The sequence below is a fragment of the Blautia sp. OF03-15BH genome (assembly GCF_003463065.1).
Lineage (GTDB): Bacteria > Bacillota > Clostridia > Lachnospirales > Lachnospiraceae > Limivivens.
In genome coordinates, this window is the sequence record NZ_QSCM01000001.1 from 628,806 (window position 1) to 644,535 (window position 15,730).

The 15,730-nt window shown below is 44.6% G+C and carries 18 protein-coding genes and 1 other annotated feature; of the genes, 1 reads left to right on the plus strand and 17 read right to left on the minus strand.

Annotation, left to right across the window (positions count from 1 at the left end; translation table 11 throughout):
- Window positions 1-90: 90 nt before the first annotated feature.
- From DXA57_RS02715 to DXA57_RS02780, 14 genes are all read right to left on the minus strand, one after another.
- Window positions 91-528 carry a GatB/YqeY domain-containing protein gene (locus DXA57_RS02715; protein WP_117764354.1) on the minus strand — a complete coding sequence of 146 codons (438 nt, stop codon included), beginning with the start codon at window positions 526-528 and terminating at the stop codon, window positions 91-93.
- A 96-nt stretch (window positions 529-624) separates the two neighbouring features.
- On the minus strand, window positions 625-999 hold the full coding sequence (rplL, locus tag DXA57_RS02720) for a 50S ribosomal protein L7/L12 (RefSeq protein ID WP_117764355.1): 375 nt from the start codon (window positions 997-999) through the stop codon (window positions 625-627).
- Between the two features lie 72 nt (window positions 1,000-1,071).
- On the minus strand, window positions 1,072-1,575 hold the full coding sequence (gene rplJ / locus DXA57_RS02725; protein ID WP_117764356.1) for a 50S ribosomal protein L10: 504 nt from the start codon (window positions 1,573-1,575) through the stop codon (window positions 1,072-1,074).
- A gap of 70 nt (window positions 1,576-1,645) precedes the next feature.
- Window positions 1,646-1,775 (minus strand) — a sequence feature (ribosomal protein L10 leader region).
- 224 nt (window positions 1,776-1,999) lie between these two features.
- Window positions 2,000-2,692, minus strand: coding sequence for a 50S ribosomal protein L1 (rplA, locus tag DXA57_RS02730; RefSeq protein ID WP_117764357.1), 693 nt, complete (start codon window positions 2,690-2,692; stop codon window positions 2,000-2,002).
- A 111-nt stretch (window positions 2,693-2,803) separates the two neighbouring features.
- Window positions 2,804-3,229: a 50S ribosomal protein L11 gene (gene rplK, locus DXA57_RS02735; protein ID WP_117764358.1), complete on the minus strand. Its 426-nt coding sequence runs from the start codon at window positions 3,227-3,229 to the stop codon at window positions 2,804-2,806.
- Between the two features lie 80 nt (window positions 3,230-3,309).
- A complete protein-coding gene (gene nusG, locus DXA57_RS02740) occupies window positions 3,310-3,825 on the minus strand; it encodes a transcription termination/antitermination protein NusG (protein ID WP_117764359.1) in 516 nt (171 codons plus the stop codon).
- A gap of 19 nt (window positions 3,826-3,844) precedes the next feature.
- Window positions 3,845-4,063, minus strand: coding sequence for a preprotein translocase subunit SecE (gene secE, locus DXA57_RS02745; protein WP_117764360.1), 219 nt, complete (start codon window positions 4,061-4,063; stop codon window positions 3,845-3,847).
- A gap of 34 nt (window positions 4,064-4,097) precedes the next feature.
- On the minus strand, window positions 4,098-4,247 hold the full coding sequence (gene rpmG, locus DXA57_RS02750) for a 50S ribosomal protein L33 (RefSeq protein WP_117764415.1): 150 nt from the start codon (window positions 4,245-4,247) through the stop codon (window positions 4,098-4,100).
- Window positions 4,248-4,390: 143 nt separating this feature from the next.
- Window positions 4,391-5,263 (minus strand): L-serine ammonia-lyase, iron-sulfur-dependent, subunit alpha, encoded by an 873-nt coding sequence (sdaAA, locus tag DXA57_RS02755; RefSeq protein WP_117764361.1) that lies wholly within the window; start codon window positions 5,261-5,263, stop codon window positions 4,391-4,393.
- 2 nt (window positions 5,264-5,265) lie between these two features.
- A complete protein-coding gene (sdaAB, locus tag DXA57_RS02760) occupies window positions 5,266-5,931 on the minus strand; it encodes an L-serine ammonia-lyase, iron-sulfur-dependent subunit beta (RefSeq protein WP_117764362.1) in 666 nt (221 codons plus the stop codon).
- Between the two features lie 22 nt (window positions 5,932-5,953).
- Window positions 5,954-7,270 (minus strand): GHKL domain-containing protein, encoded by a 1,317-nt coding sequence (locus tag DXA57_RS02765; protein WP_117764363.1) that lies wholly within the window; start codon window positions 7,268-7,270, stop codon window positions 5,954-5,956.
- Between the two features lie 137 nt (window positions 7,271-7,407).
- Window positions 7,408-9,411, minus strand: a complete 2,004-nt coding sequence (locus DXA57_RS02770) for a beta-galactosidase (protein WP_117764364.1) — start codon at window positions 9,409-9,411, stop codon at window positions 7,408-7,410.
- 190 nt (window positions 9,412-9,601) lie between these two features.
- Complete coding sequence (locus DXA57_RS02775) at window positions 9,602-10,552, minus strand: ABC transporter substrate-binding protein (protein ID WP_278309129.1); 951 nt, start codon at window positions 10,550-10,552, stop codon at window positions 9,602-9,604.
- 178 nt (window positions 10,553-10,730) lie between these two features.
- Window positions 10,731-12,014 (minus strand): L-cysteine desulfidase family protein, encoded by a 1,284-nt coding sequence (locus tag DXA57_RS02780; protein ID WP_117764366.1) that lies wholly within the window; start codon window positions 12,012-12,014, stop codon window positions 10,731-10,733.
- 491 nt (window positions 12,015-12,505) lie between these two features.
- On the opposite strand from DXA57_RS02780, the gene DXA57_RS02785 reads away from it, so the two are divergent.
- Window positions 12,506-12,799, plus strand: coding sequence for a TIGR03905 family TSCPD domain-containing protein (locus DXA57_RS02785; protein ID WP_442857667.1), 294 nt, complete (start codon window positions 12,506-12,508; stop codon window positions 12,797-12,799).
- Window positions 12,800-13,048: 249 nt separating this feature from the next.
- Here DXA57_RS02785 and DXA57_RS02790 read toward each other — a convergent pair whose 3' ends face one another.
- The 3 genes from DXA57_RS02790 to DXA57_RS02805 form a co-directional block, all read right to left on the minus strand.
- Entirely contained in the window at window positions 13,049-13,615 is a 567-nt protein-coding gene (locus tag DXA57_RS02790; protein WP_117764368.1) for a CDP-alcohol phosphatidyltransferase family protein, read from the minus strand.
- A complete protein-coding gene (locus DXA57_RS02795) occupies window positions 13,600-14,667 on the minus strand; it encodes an FUSC family protein (RefSeq protein ID WP_117764369.1) in 1,068 nt (355 codons plus the stop codon). The genes DXA57_RS02790 and DXA57_RS02795 overlap by 16 nt, the downstream gene beginning before the upstream one ends.
- 523 nt (window positions 14,668-15,190) lie before the next feature.
- On the minus strand, window positions 15,191-15,634 hold the full coding sequence (locus DXA57_RS02805; RefSeq protein ID WP_117764371.1) for a GNAT family N-acetyltransferase: 444 nt from the start codon (window positions 15,632-15,634) through the stop codon (window positions 15,191-15,193).
- Window positions 15,635-15,730 lie beyond the last annotated feature (96 nt).

The window sequence follows — 15,730 nt, forward strand, 5'->3', positions numbered from 1 at the left end:
TCTGGGTATACTCCTACACAATAGTGCATTGTTTACTGTATCACAAAAAAAAATCAATGTCAAGTTCTTTTTTCTTTTGATCAGTTACCGTTATTTACAAAGCTCTCCTACCACCTGATTGATGACTTTTCCATCTGCCTTGCCTTTCAGTTCCCCCATAACGGCTTTCATGATGGCGCCTTTGTTTTTGGTGGCAACAACATCAGCAAATTTTTCCTCGATGATCTTTTTCACCTCTTCAGGAGAAAGCTGCTGGGGAGCGTACTTGCTGATCACATCATAGCGGAACTGATATTCTGCTTTCAGATCTTCTCTTGCTGCAGGACAGGTATCGATCTGCTCTTTCACCGTTTTCAGTTCCTTTAAGATCACCTGATCTACCATGCTCTCCGGAATATCATCCCGGCAGCCTGCATCAATACCGGCTTTCTTCGCTGCTGAAACGAGGGAAGAGATTGCTTCTTTTCTCTCTTTATCCTTTGCCTTCATCGCTGCTACCATATCTTTTCTCAATTCTTCGATCGTCATTGTCTTTTCCTCCTGTCATGATGATTTGTTCTGAATCAAAGTAAAAAGCGGCCATGGATCGCTCCATAGCCGCCTGAACTTTCAGCTTTTGAAAAATTATTTCAGGGTAACTTTTGCTCCCTCAGCCTCAAGTTTGGTCTTCATCTCCTCAGCCTCTGCTTTGGAAACGCCCTCTTTTACTACCTTCGGAGCGCCGTCAACTACCTCTTTAGCCTCTTTCAGACCAAGACCAGTAGCCTCACGAACTACTTTGATAACTTTAACTTTGTTCGGGCCAACCTCGGTCAGCTCAACGTCGAACTCAGTTTTCTCCTCAGCCTCAGCTGCGCCAGCGCCAGCTGCTGCTACAACAACACCTGCTGCTGCAGATACGCCGAACTCTTCCTCACAAGCTTTTACCAGGTCGTTCAGCTCAAGTACAGATAACTCTTTAATCGCATCGATAAATTCTGCGGTAGTTAATTTTGCCATTTTATTTTCCTCCTATAAATATGGTATTTTATACGGTCTGACGATCAGACAATCCCATTTACTTGCAGATAATTAAGCCTCTGCGGAAGCTTCGCCGTCTTTCTCAGCGATCTGTTTAATAACACGAGCAAAGTTTGCAATCGGAGACTGCATACTTCCAAGAAGTCTTCCAAGAAGTACCTCTCTTGCCGGGATATCAGCCAGAGCTTTGATACCAGCCTCATCGTAGTATTTATCCTCTACGACACCAGCTACCAGTTTAACAGCTTTTACATCTTTTGCATATTTTGCAAGGATTCTTGCCGGAGCAGTTGCATCATCTTTAGAGATTGCAAGTGCGTTCGGTCCATCCAGATGTTTGCAGAGCTCTTCACAAGCAGTTCCTTTGAATGCAAAGTTCATCATTGTGTTTTTGTAAACCTTGTACTCAACGCCAGCTTCTCTCATCTCTTTACGAAGAGCGGTATCCTGCTCAACGGTGATTCCGCTGTAAGTAGCAAGCACAACAGACTGTGCGCCCTGGATCTTGCTGCTGATCTCTTCAACAACCGGTTTCTTCAGTTCTACTTTTGCCATGATTGGTGCACCTCCTTATAGATTTTGTGCAGTTTGAAAACTGCATGATCCTGACCTCTCGGTCGGGTGTACCGCCGTAAAAAAACCTCCCTGATACCAGAGAGGATTAAAGTCAATCATACAATCAACTCTCCTCGGCAGGCGTTTTCATCCTTATGCCTTGCGGCACCTGCTGTCTTCGGCAGTTTTCTATTGCATTATAGTACACGGTACCGGGTATGTCAAGCACTTTTTTGAAATTGTTCAGAGTCATGCAGATTTTTTTGAGAAAGCGTGAGTCTGCCTGCATGAATGAACGCTTTCTCAAGAAAATCTATTTGGCGGATACGCTGCACCTCCAAAATGCGCAGCATTTTGGAGGTGACTCTGAGCAAAAAAAGCCGCTTCCCAGTAAACTGGAAAGCGGCTCATCTTTCGCTGAATCTTATGCAAATTTAGCGGTATTCAGTTTTACGCCCGGTCCCATGGTCGGAGCGATGGTAACACTCTTCAGGTACTGACCTTTCAGGGTGCTGGGACGAGCTTTGATAATTGCATCCATAAGCGTCTGGAAGTTGTCGCGTAACTGCTCTTCGGTAAAGGAAGCTTTTCCGATGGGCACATGAATGATATTGGTCTTGTCAAGTCTGTACTCGATCTTACCGGCTTTGATGTCCTGAACGGCTTTGGTTACGTCCATGGTTACGGTACCGGCTTTCGGGTTCGGCATTAAGCCTTTGGGTCCGAGAACACGACCGAGACGTCCAACAACGCCCATCATATCCGGAGTAGCTACTACTACGTCGAAATCCAGCCAGCCTTCGTTCTGGATCTTCGGAACCAGCTCCTCAGCGCCTACAAACTCAGCGCCTGCAGCTTTTGCTTCCTCAGCTTTGGCATTCTTTGCGAATACCAGGACACGAACGGTTTTACCGGTTCCGTGCGGCAGTACAACTGCACCACGGATCTGCTGGTCAGCGTGACGTCCGTCACATCCGGTTCTGATATGAGCCTCGATGGTCTCGTCAAATTTTGCAACTGCTACTTTTTTCACTAAAGCAACTGCTTCGTCGGTATCGTAAAGGGTTGCGCGGTCGACCGCTTTAGCAGCCTCTACGTATTTCTTTCCTCTGTTCATACTAAATTACCTCCTGGTGGTGTTTGCGGGAATATCCCTCCCACGTATCGTTATTGTCTACAATCGATTTTCTCTGCTGTCCGCATTCCGCGGCAGCATCACAAACTAAGATCAGTCCTCTACAGTGATACCCATGCTGCGTGCGGTACCAGCGATCATGCTCATAGCACTCTCGATGTTAGCAGCATTCAGGTCCGGCATCTTCATCTCAGCGATCTCACGGATCTTATCTTTAGAGATGGTAGCAACTTTGGTCTTGTTAGGAACTCCGGAACCGGATTTCAGGTTGCAGGCTTTCTTCAGCAGAACTGCTGCAGGCGGGGTCTTGGTGATGAAGCTGAAGCTTCTGTCCGCATATACAGTGATGACAACGGGGATGATCAGATCGCCCTTGTCAGCGGTTCTTGCATTGAACTCTTTTGTAAACTGAACGATATTTACACCATGCTGACCCAGCGCAGGACCTACTGGCGGAGCCGGGGTAGCCTTTCCAGCCGGGATCTGTAATTTAATATAACCTGTTACTTTTTTTGCCATTTTAGGCACCTCCTATGTGGTATTGTCGGGGGTTTCCCTCCCACTTCACGAAAGTGCGAATCACTTTCGGAATTTACCTGTTACAACTTTTTCACGTCGGTGAACGCAATCTCCACCGGCGTATCACGACCAAACAATTCTACATTGATGGTAACCATCTGTTTGCTGTGGTTCATACTCTGGATGATGCCGACAGTATCTTTCCAGATACCACCGGTAATTGTGACGGAATCGCCTTCCTGGAAGTCCACTTCCAGTTCCCCGGGCTGAATGCCCAGCGGCTGCATTTCCTCTTCGGTCAGCGGAACCGGCTTTGATCCAGGACCAACGAATCCGGTAACACCGCGGGTATTTCTAACCACATACCATGTGTCATCGTTCATAACCATGTTAAGAAGCACATAGCCCGGAAACAGTTTTCTCTGAACCTGTTTTTTCACTCCGTTGCGTACTTCCACAACATCCTCCATGGGTACACGAACCTCCAGAATCTGATCTTCCAGATGACGGTTCTCGATGGTTTTTTCAATGTTGGCCTTTACCTTGTTTTCATACCCTGAATAAGTATGAACTACATACCAGTTTGCTTCTGCCATATCTTCACCCTTGTCCTTATTATTTCACTAAGAAATCAATACCGTATTGTACCACAAAGTCAACGACGGCGATCAATACACCAAGTAAGATAGAAACAACTGCGACAGCAACAGTCTCTTTACCGAGCTCTGTTTTGTCCGGCCAAATGATTTTTCGAAACTCAGATTTCAGACCGTTGATCCAGCTCTTTTTCGGAGCTTTGGTCTTCGTCTTCTCAGCCTTAGCAGAATCTCCCATATCATTCACTCCCTTGCGTAGTTCCTACCGGAAATTACTTGGTTTCTTTGTGTAAAGTGTGAGTCTTGCAGAATCTGCAGTACTTCTTAGTCTCCATACGTTCGGGATGAGCTTTCTTATCCTTCATCGTATTGTAGTTTCTCTGTTTACACTCAGTGCATGCCAATGTGATCTTTACGCGCACAACCTCCACCTCGCCTTCTTAAATTTCATTTGCTGTTCGATGTTTTTTAGGCATAAAAAAAAGACCTACTTCCATTCGCTCGTCTATCTTATCACAGACAATACGGAGAAGTCAAGTCTTTTCTTTATTTTTTAGCAGCCTGCTTATTTACCCAAGAAATTTTCCGCCACTTCTTTGCCGAAGGGAGTTCCTGCAAGGCCTCCGATCCCTGTTTCTTTCAGGCTGGCATTCATCTGGTCACCCACTTCTTTCATGGCATCAACGACCTGATCAGGCGGGATCCGGCTTTCAATACCGGCCAGAGCCATATCCGCAGAGGACAGGGCATTCATGGCTCCCACCACATTACGCTTCACACAGGGAACCTCCACAAGACCGGCTACCGGGTCACAGACCAGCCCGAGAAGATTTTTGATCGCCATGGCTGCTGCATGAACGATCGCTTTTCCACTGCCTCCATGAAGAGCTACAAGAGCGCCTGCTGCCATGGCACTGGCTGTACCGATTTCTGCCTGACAGCCGCCGCTGGCTCCGGCGATGTAGGCTCTGGCCGCGATCACCTGACCGATTCCTGCCGCCGTATAAAGAGCATCCAGAACCTTCTCCTCTTCTGGCTCATATTTTTTCACATAAGGAACAAGGACAGCCGGCATCACGCCGCAGGCCCCTGCTGTAGGAGCCGCCACGATCCGTTTCATACATGCGTTGCACTCGCCCATTTTGAGTGCCTCAACGATCACCTGGCCTGCAAAGGCTCCGCTTAAGGGTTCCTTCTCCGCCAGATATTTTTCCATAATACCGCCCTGGCCGCCTACAAGCCCGCTCCGTGATCTTTCGTTTTCTTCATAACTTTCAGCCGCCTCCCACATGGCCTTCCAGAGACCGGCCATCTGTTTGCGGGAATCTTCCCGGGTAACCACCCGCTCATTGAGGTCATCAGCAAGAACTGCCTCCCAGAACGGGATCTTTTCTTTTTCGCAGGTATCCAGGATCTCCTGCAGTGATGTAAAAGCCATGTTTATTTCCCCCCTGTACTGATATATGTCACCTTCACGATCCCCTTCAGGTTCTGAAGGATGTTGAGCACACTCTCATCAATCTCCTGATCCAGCTCCACAACCATAACTGCCCTTCCGCCTCTCCGGTCACGGTAAACAGACATCGTTGCAATATTGATGGAAAGCATGGAGAGCATTGTCGTCACTTCTGCCACACGTCCGGGCAGATCCACATGATTGACCACAATGGTCGGCATTTCACAGGTACAGTTGAGTTCGATCCCGTCCAGCTCATTGATCATGATCCGGCCGCCTCCCAGAGAACAGGCCTGAACTTTCCGTTCCCGTCCATTCTTTCCTTTCACGTAAAGTACCACAGAATTGGGATGGGCCCCCTTCAGATCCGCAGTCCCGAAAGTAAACTTCAGACCTTCTTTTTCTGCAATAGAAAAACTGTCCGGGATCCGCATGTCATCCGGCTCCATGCCAAGAAGTCCGGCAATGATGGCTTTATCTGTTCCATGACCTTTTCCTGTAGCTGCAAAAGAGCCATACATACGGATGTCCGCCTCCACAGGCTCCGCGCCGAGAAGCTTTCTCGTCATCAGTCCGATCCTTGCAGCTCCCGCCGTATGGGAACTGGACGGTCCTACCATCACAGGACCGAGAATGTCAAAAATGTTCATCTTACTACCCTCTTTTTCTACATTAATAGTTTTGTCTCTTTTCTTTCACCTGAAGGGAGATCGTTGTCTGGAACGTATCCGGTCCCTCCTGACAGATCACACTTCCACCGTATTTTTCCACGATCTTTTCCAGCAGATACATTCCTTCTCCATATTTGTACGTGCTTCCCCCGGCACTTTTCCTTCTTTTTCGGCTTTTTAAGGAATCTTGTCTGGAGTTCTGGAAAACAAGGACTTCAAAGCCATAGGCACATTTCGCTTTCACACGGATAAAACGGGGCCGGCCGGGTTCCATATCCAGACAGTTATCCACCGCATGGTCAAAAAGAGCAATGAAGATCCCCAGCCAGTCTGTGTTTTCCACAAAGCCGCTGTCAAACTGGGCAAGATCCACCTGTACCCGGATCTTTCTAGCCCGGCAGAACTCCAGTTTTCTCTGTAAAAGTGCATTCACCGCACAGTTTCCGGAATACTCTACAAAGGCCAGCTTCCCGTATTCCTGCTGAAGCTTCCAGGAAGCCTCATCCATCTCCTTTTCCCTGCCGGTCAGTGCCAGCCGTTTCATGTCGGAAAGATATTCATCTACATCCTGACTCAGCTGACGCACCATAAGATTCTGTCTCTCCAGTGCAAGAGAATAATCCTCCAGCACACGCTTCTGCTGGCGGAAATAATACCGTTCTCCCCGGAGCCTCCGCTTCTGCACACAGAGCAGTGAAAAAGCACCTCCAAGCAGATAACTGCAGGTAACTGCCAGGAGAAAGCCGTCCCATTCACTTTGATCCAGAAGAAAAAGCCCCATTCCTGTAAGTCCGATCGCCAGCCCTCCGGTAAAAACACTGCATGCCCTCTTCGGAAGTTTCTCGTAAAAATTCCTGTTTAGGATCCAGGCATCCAGGAAAAACACCAGAACCGTGAGCAATATGGCAGCAGCAACAACCGGCAGCTCATCCACATCCAGAGGGATCCTGTCAAGCCGTTTTCTGGAAAGTGTCTCCGTCAGAAAGGTTCCCCCGACAACAAGCCCGCGAAAAGTGCTGATAAAAATCAGGCTCTTTCCAAAAATCTGCCTGCTCTTTTCTCCCCAGAGGATCCACGCGAGAAAGAAAAATTCTTCTGCAAGCAAAAGAGTCAGGATCCAGCAGGCGAAAAAGAAGCCTTCCGGTCCGATCCCAAGACTGTTTAAAAAGCCGAAAATCCCTGCAGCTCCATGCAAAACAAGAAGTGGATATCTGCCCCTTCTCCAGACCTCTTTTTCTTTTTCTAGGCATCTGTAATACAACCACAGAATCACAGGAATATCCAACAGATACAAAGAAATCCCCAAAAACACCTTCATCTTTTTCCCTCCCGCTGTCTGTCCTCCATTCTAACACAGGCTGTACAAAAAAAGAAGCCCGGATTCTTCTTTTCCGGACTTCTTTTTCAAAACGTTTCCACATTTGAAATTCCGCTGAAACACGAGCTGTTTATTCCTTAAATTTCAACGAGAAAAACATCATACTTTTTAAGAGTCATCGTTTCCGTCAGTACATTTCCCTTCAAAAGATCGGTTTTTCCTGCAAATACAGCCGGAAGCTTCCGTTCTTCCTCTTTGAAGTTCATCACAAAACAAAATGTCTTTTCCCCCTGTTTCCGACAGGTAATTTCAAGTCCCGCACTGTCTGCAACGATACTCTCCACAGCTGCATCTTTGGCAGCCATATTCAGGATATGCGCTTTTCCGTTTTTCTCCAGCTGGGTACCAATGTAGTAGACACGGCCTTTTCCAAAACAATTCCGCGCTGCCGCCGGTTCTCCCGCATAGAAATCCTCTTCATAAACCCCCAGGGCTTCTGCTCCTTCCAGATGCATCCGTTCACAGACCAGATTACAGGAACAGTTCGTTCCGTCCACCAGTTTCACTCCGTTTTTCTGCTCCGGTGCCAGCGCGTCGATCTCTTCTACCCAAAGACCTGCCAGTTCCCGTAAAGGTCCCGGATAACCGCCAAGATACACATTATCCGACTGATCCACGATGCCGCTCATGTAAGTCGTCACCAGAACACCTCCTTCTCTGACGAACGCTTCCAGCGCTTCCTTCATCCCTTCCTTTACCATATACAAAACAGGTGCCACGATCATCTTGTAACGACTGAAATCACCATCGACAGGAATCATATCCACAGAAATATTTTTCTCATAAAAATACTCATAATAAGAATGGATCTGTTCCTCATAACGAAGATCCACAGAAGGTCCGCTGGTATATTCCAGTCCCCAGTAATTATCCCAGTCAAACACGATCCCCACCTGTGACTCATTCCGGCTGCCCGGGATCAGATCGCTCAATCTCTCCAGCTCTTTTCCCAGCTCCTGAACCTCCCGGAAGACTCTGGTAGCCTCTGTTCCCGCATGACTGATCACAGCCCCGTGGAACTTTTCACAGGCACCGACACTTCTTCTGAGCTGGAAAAACTGAATACTATCGGCTCCGTGAGCAATGGTCTGGTAACTCTGTGCCCTCATCTGCCCCGGACGTTTCAGGGAATTATAAGGCTGCCAGTTCTGCTGGCTCGGAGTCTGTTCCATCAAAAGAAAAGGAGCATCCTTCAGTCCGCGCATGAGATCATGGCGCATGGCAGTCAGGCTCCACGGCGTATTGTAAGCCGGATAGTTATCCCAGGAAACGATGTCCATTTCTTTTGCCCATTTGAAATAATCCAGTTCTTTATACGTCCCCATAAGGTTGGTGGTAATAACCGCTTCTTTATCATATTTTCGGATCGCATCACGCTCATCCATGTAATTCTGCAGCATGCTGTCAGAATTGAACCTCTTATAGTCGATGGACATGCCGGCAAAGGCACTTCGTCCATCCCAGAGACCCTCACCCAAAGCATTCGGTGCTACGATTTCTTCCCAGTCATAGAACGTATGTCCCCAGAATTCTGTATTCCAGGCTTGGTTCACTGCATCCAGTGTGCCATATTTTTTTCGCAGCCATACGCGGAAAGCCTTCTCACAGTTTTCACAATAGCAGGTTCCGCCGTATTCATTGCTTACATGCCAGCATTTCACATGAGGGTTGGAAGCATATCGTTCTGCAAGCTTCGCTGCCAGAGCTGCGGAGTATTTCCGGAAAATCTCAGAATTTGGACAGGCATTATGGCGCTGCCCGAATTTATGATGCTTCCCGTCAAAATCCGTACGTTCTACCTCCGGATATTTTCTTGCCATCCATGCAGGAACAGCTCCGGTGGAAGTAGCAAGAACAATATCGTAATCCTCCTCGCTCAGCATCTTGACAATCTCATCCAGTTCCGAAAAATCATATTTTTCCTCGGAAGGCTGAATTTTTGCCCAGGAAAACACATTGATGGTAGCACTGTTGATACGGGCATCCCGAAAGATTCGCATATCTTCCTTCCATACTTCTCTCGGCCACTGATTGGGGTTATAATCTCCCCCATATAAAATGCGTTTGATTTCTTTTCCCATAAATATTCCCTCCAAATTCAATTGTCTTCCAGTAGATATACTGATCATATCACATCCGCTGCTGGAACTACAATAGACTGTTTATAATTCACCCTTATTTTCTCCCAGATTTGCATACAAAAATGCTCCGGGAAGTCCACCGATTCATGGACATTCCCGGAGCATTTTCATAACGCTTCAGAAATTGCTATTATGCCTCATTCAGATATGCATCTAAATATTCAGCAGATTTTTCAAGATCCTGTTTGTGCTCATTTCCAGTCTTAATGATTGTTGAGAACGGAGAATACAGAGGAATAACGATACCGTTGTGGTATGCGATAAACTCTTCCTGGTTGATTGCATTGAAAACTGCTTTTCTTAAGTTCTCACTTGTAAAAATGTTACCGTCTTTCATATTGAATTTAGCAAAGTTTGCCGCATGTCTTACATATTTGTAAACCTTGTAATCTTCGTTTCCTTCCAGTGTTGCAACATCATTTGTATTTACAAAGTCAAGAATATCAATCTCGTTTGCACGGAAAGAAGAGGTCTGTGCGGTTGCATCTTTAACAAATTTGATCGCAAGATTGGAAATCTTTGCCTCATGCTCTGTTCCAGCCATGTAGCCCGGGTTTTTCTCGAAAACTACCTGATAATCATCATAAGATACCAGTGCGTAAGGACCGAACATCCAGAGGTGGTTGTTTCCGGATTTGATGTTTGCAGCGTCACCATAGCATACATCTTTGGTAGCATCATAGGTTTCAACATCAAATTTGGAGTTCATCTCAGTAACAGCCTCTTTATTTAAGATACCTGCAGACTGATGAGCAAGGTAATTTAATACCTGCGGGAACGGCTCGTTTGTGGTAACTTTTACTACCTGATATACACCATTTGCATTGTCTGCTTTTGTTTTATCAGCGGTTAATGCAGTAACCTCTTTGTCAAGACCAGCAGATAAGGTTTCGATGATCGGTTTTCCTGAATCAGAATCTTTTACATTCTTCAGTTCGTCCAGATCCTCTAAAATGCTGATCTCTTTCATGTGGTTATGAAGGTTGTATGTTTTGTGAAGGGCAACACTCTTCTGATCTGCTGCTCTTGTCAAGGAGAACTGTACATCCTCTGCACCAACACGAACACCGGTTGCTACCACATGCAAAAGGGAAATAAAACATGCGTTTTGTGCAATTTTTATTTTTCAGACACGCTCTAGCATGGTAAAGAATCCTAACACCCAAAGACAAACGCGATACTGCGAATTACGATGCATTCTGGCAAATGTACTGCCTAACTTTTCTTTATTCACCGCTACACCTCTTTTGCTTTGTGCTTTAACATCTGTCATGAACCATAATGCTGATGATCTCATCGTTTGTTTCTTTCATACCGTCTTTTCCAAGACGTCCCACATTACGGATCGTCTCATCAGCACCCTTTGTAACAATACCGTCTCCTGCACGGAACTGCTGTCCACGGATGTACATATTATATCCGAGGATTCCTGCATCTACTGCTGCTGCGATCTTCGCAGCACAGGATGCTTTCGCACCGTCACAGACGATACCGGATGTGATCGCAAGTGCATTTACAACCGTATGCGTCACTTCTGCGTAACCGCCTCCGCACAGATAAGCGATTCCTGTTCCTGCTGCCGCGCCTGCACATACCGCTCCGCAATAGGCGCTTAATCTGCCGATACCTGTCTTCTGATGAATGGCAATCAGGTTGGATAATGCCAGTGCCCGGTATAATTTTTCTTCAGAAACCTTTAATTCTTTTGCATACTCGATTACCGGAAGAGAACAGGTCATTCCCTGGTTACCGCTTCCAGAGTTGATGATAACCGGAAGTTCACAGCCGTTCATACGCGCATCGGAACCGGCTGCAGCTTTCGCTTTTGCTCTTGTTCGGATATTGGTGCCTTCCATATCCAGAAGCACGCTTCCGATATTTGCACCGTAATTACCTCTTAATCCCTCTTCAGAAATTGCTGTATTGTATTCGATCTGCCGATGTAATACATCATAGATATCCGCAATATCTACGGTGTTTACAAAATCCCAGATACTCTTCATATCAAGAATGGAACGGTCTGTAAGACCTTCTTCATTTTCACCTTCTACTTTTATTTCCAGTAATTTCTCTCCGTTCTTCTCAATAAGGACAATATTGGTATGATAGTTGACAATGCGAACCTTTGCATAGGATTCTCCACTAAAAACTGTCACACCAATTTCAAATGTAAGACCATTGTCTACATGTTTTACCTCGATCGGAATCTGCGCCAGAAATTCTTTCATCTTCGCACAGTCCTCTGGTGTTACGGAAGCGATCACTTCCAGTTCTTTTTCTGCTCTACCAGCTATGATTCCTGCTGTAGCAGCAGCCGGAATTCCCTTCAAATGATCCGTATTCGGAACAATTACGGATTTTACGTTTTTAATAATACTTCCGCTCGCTTCGATCACTACCTTATCAGGCATTTCACCAAGCACTTCTCTCGCTTTTGCCGCTGCATAAGCAAGCGCAATCGGTTCTGTACAGCCCATTGCCGGCACCAGTTCTTCTTTCAAGATCTGGACATATGCGCCATACTTCTCTTCTGACTTTTGCATTTTCCCTCTCCTATCCTGCATTTTTCAATTCCTAGTAATTACATATGTTTAATATTTTTGCTCACCGTGCTTACCATTGCTATATAATACCATATATAACCATTTTGCACAAATATTTTTGTCTAAATTTCCAAATATTTTTATTTTGAACAGTGTTCAGAACAAAATGTTTACCAATTTTTTCTCTTTAATTTGGTAAATTGATAGCAGCTTATCGTGTTGTTTTGAACGCAGATAAGCATTCCCCCGCTTCAAGTGCGCGGAGCACTAAGCGGCGGGTGAGGGGGATGCTTATGTCCGCTTTACTCACTGATCATTTCACATATAATTTCAAACTCACTCTAGCATTTCTTATAAGGCTATGCTATAATCAGTGAAGCAATTTAATAAAGCGAAAAAAGGCTTCTGCTTTTATTGTCAGAAACAATCAGCAGAAGCTCTGTAAGACAATCATTTGGTTATTCGCGGCCAACAAAACGGATCACAGGAACATCCGTTTCACAAAGACAAATCAATATAAGGGAGGTTTACTCATGGAATTCACACCAAAGGGAGTCTGTTCTAAAAATATCCACTTAGAGGTGGATGAGGCAGGACACATTCATAATGTACAATTCACTGCTGGATGTAACGGTAACTTACAGGGTATTGGCCGTCTCGTTGAGGGCATGGATATTCACGAAGCGATTTCACGCATCGAAGGCATCAAATGCGGAGCTAAGCCAACATCCTGCCCGGATCAGCTTGCAGCTGCATTAAAAGAATATTTAAAAGATAATCAGTAAGCAGTTATCTGTTTTTATCTTTGAGTACAGAAAAGCAGGCCGGAATTTCTCCCGCCTGCTTTCTTTTATTACACAAAATCCATCCTTGAAAGAAAACTGAATGCTGCGCTCTTTTCGGCTTGATGCTTCTTGCTGAAAACTCTGCCAATAAATCCAACCAGAAGTGCCGCAATGACAGTGCCTTCACGTACACCATGAAAGGTATCCGATGAAGCCAAAAGACAAGCAAACGTTCTCAGTGAAGTTTGATCAAACTTCTTTAAAAGTCCTGGTATTCTGGATAATGTACAGAACAACCGATACGACCATCATGATAGCACACAAACCAATCAACAGATCTGATACCATCGGTGTAATGTGGAGCCATATAATATGCACCGCTGCTGTTCCATATAATAAAAAGGTTACTATTTTTCCATGCCAGTCTGCACCGTGTACTTTTCCTGTCTTTTGTATTACAAGGCATCCGCTAACCGCCATATAAAGTTCCTTAACCGCCATTATAACGATTAACAGAAGCATATGCGGAAAGCGGACAAACAAGCAAATCAGCATTGCTGCCTGTGTCAGCTTATCAGCAACCGGATCAAGTATTTTTCCCAGATTGCTAATCATATGGAATCTTCTTGCAATATATCCATCAGCGAGATCCGTAAGACCGGATAGCAATAAGATCTCTCCCGTTAACAAAGGCTTTTCCTTTACACAATAGCTCCATATCATTACCGGGATCAGACAAAGCCGAAAAAAAGAAAGCAGATTAGGAATCGTAATAATTCTATTCAAATTTTCTTCCTGACTTACTTCACTCTGCATGTACGGTCACCTCGCTTTTCTTTTTTCGACATAAACCAGTAAAATATAGCACAAAATACGAATGCAAATACAACACCAAAAACATTCTGAATCACTCTAAGACTAACTGCTCCTTTTAATCCATAACTCTCCGTAGCAATCGCCAGCGCACCAAAAGTATTAAATACGGCCTGCCAGCCATATTGTGCTGAAAAGCCCACACCGATCCCACCAAGAATTCCTATATATGCATAGATGGATGAAGGAAGCAGAAAATACAACATAGTAAAGCATATAACACCTGCAATATTTCCGACAATTCTTTTACGAACTCTGTATTGCATATCTTCCATAAATGGCAAGATTGCTGACATGGCCGCAATACCAGCCCACATTGCACGCGGCATGTTGCAAAGTTCCGCAATGCAAAGAACGACTGGTACACATATCATTTGACATAACTGCCATTTTGTCCTGGAAGAAGATATATCAAATTCCTGTATCAGATCTTTCAGAGTTCTTTTATAAGTTCTGTTTTTATGATTTCGATAAAATACAAAGCAGGTAAGTGCTGCACCGAAAGCCATTCCGAACAATCGCATCTGATAACTTTTTCCTGTAACATCATAGCCATATAATAACAGATAGCCCAGAACCAATGTAGATTGGTTGAACATGAATGGATTATGGCATCCAAACAGAATCAACACTGCCAGTGCAGCAATGTTTAACAGCATTCCAAATACCGGTGAAAGCTGATTTGCCAAATGCGGACATACCGTCATAATTACAAAGAACAAAGCGAAAAGCATTGTCGATTGTCCGGTATGGATTCCCAGATCCGCATTTCGAAATACCATAAGACATAATAAAACTACCACACCAACAATACTGTTCTCATTTCCAAACAGGATGCTGAAAACAGTAACAAATAAAAAACAAAATGCCATTGTGACAACTATCTTCACCAGATATACCAGCATATGGTATATTTTTTCCTTCGTGGTTTCACTCTTTTTCAACAGGTTTTTCGATCCTGCCTGATTTAATTGTAGTTCTTGATAAAACGTCATATAAATTCTCCTCTTCTAATTTATCTGTTAACTACTCAGCAACAAGTTCCAGAGCTTCTTGCCTCCTCTTTCTTCTTCATTATATCTTGTTTGATTGCAAGTTACAAGCGATTCGCAATCTACTTTTATAATTTCATACACCGGCAGATGGCAGGTGGCAGATAAGATATCTATAAAATTACTGTTTTACAGAAGTTGACTGCCGGGATATATTTTTGAATACGAAAAAAAGCACCTCTCAGATCCGGAATGAACCCCTTCACTCATTTAGACAAATGGATTTGAACCGAAAGTAATGTCATCGAGTGTAAGCGGTAAGTTCTTCTCCGACCAGTCCGTAATAAGCTCCGGGTGTACTTCTGCTAAACTGTTGTTCATAGCCAAACCTCGACCTCCTTATGCTTAAAGTATACGAAGTTTTGGCTTTATCTTGTAGTTTCCGAATATCCGTAAAATCAAAAAAGCCCTTTGAGAAAAGGATTTCTCCTCTCTCAAAGGGCAAGTTGACAAATCTGAATTTAAATTATAAAGGTCTTTGCAAATACACCATATCTACCAACTGTATTCCACTCTCATAGATTGGGTGGTCGTAATTATCTGTAAAGAAATTTGATATGATATGCGAACGGACAAAACCACACTTTTCATAAAATGGTATTGTCAGTGGGCTATCGCCTGTTCCCACTTGCAGAATGGCGTATTGCTCTCTGTAATTATTAGCAATAAACTCAATTAAGGTTCTTGCATAACCTTTCCCTTGATATTCTGGAACTGTCGCAATGTTCTTGATCTCAAGTATGTCATTTTCTTCATCGGTTATAACACACTCGCACTTGACCCCATTATCATCAAGTACATACATCTTGCCGTTATCAAGATAACGGTCAACCATATCTTCCTGCTCATCTGCTAATAAGAGCAAATCAAGATATTGTTTTTTATTCTCTTCAACTTCAATAATCTTCATCAATAGCACCTACAATCTCGAGTTGTATTTTTGTTTGTTGTGACATGCTCCCACCACTTAAATCACTGATTTTGAAGTGGGGGCTTCTTGCTCAAT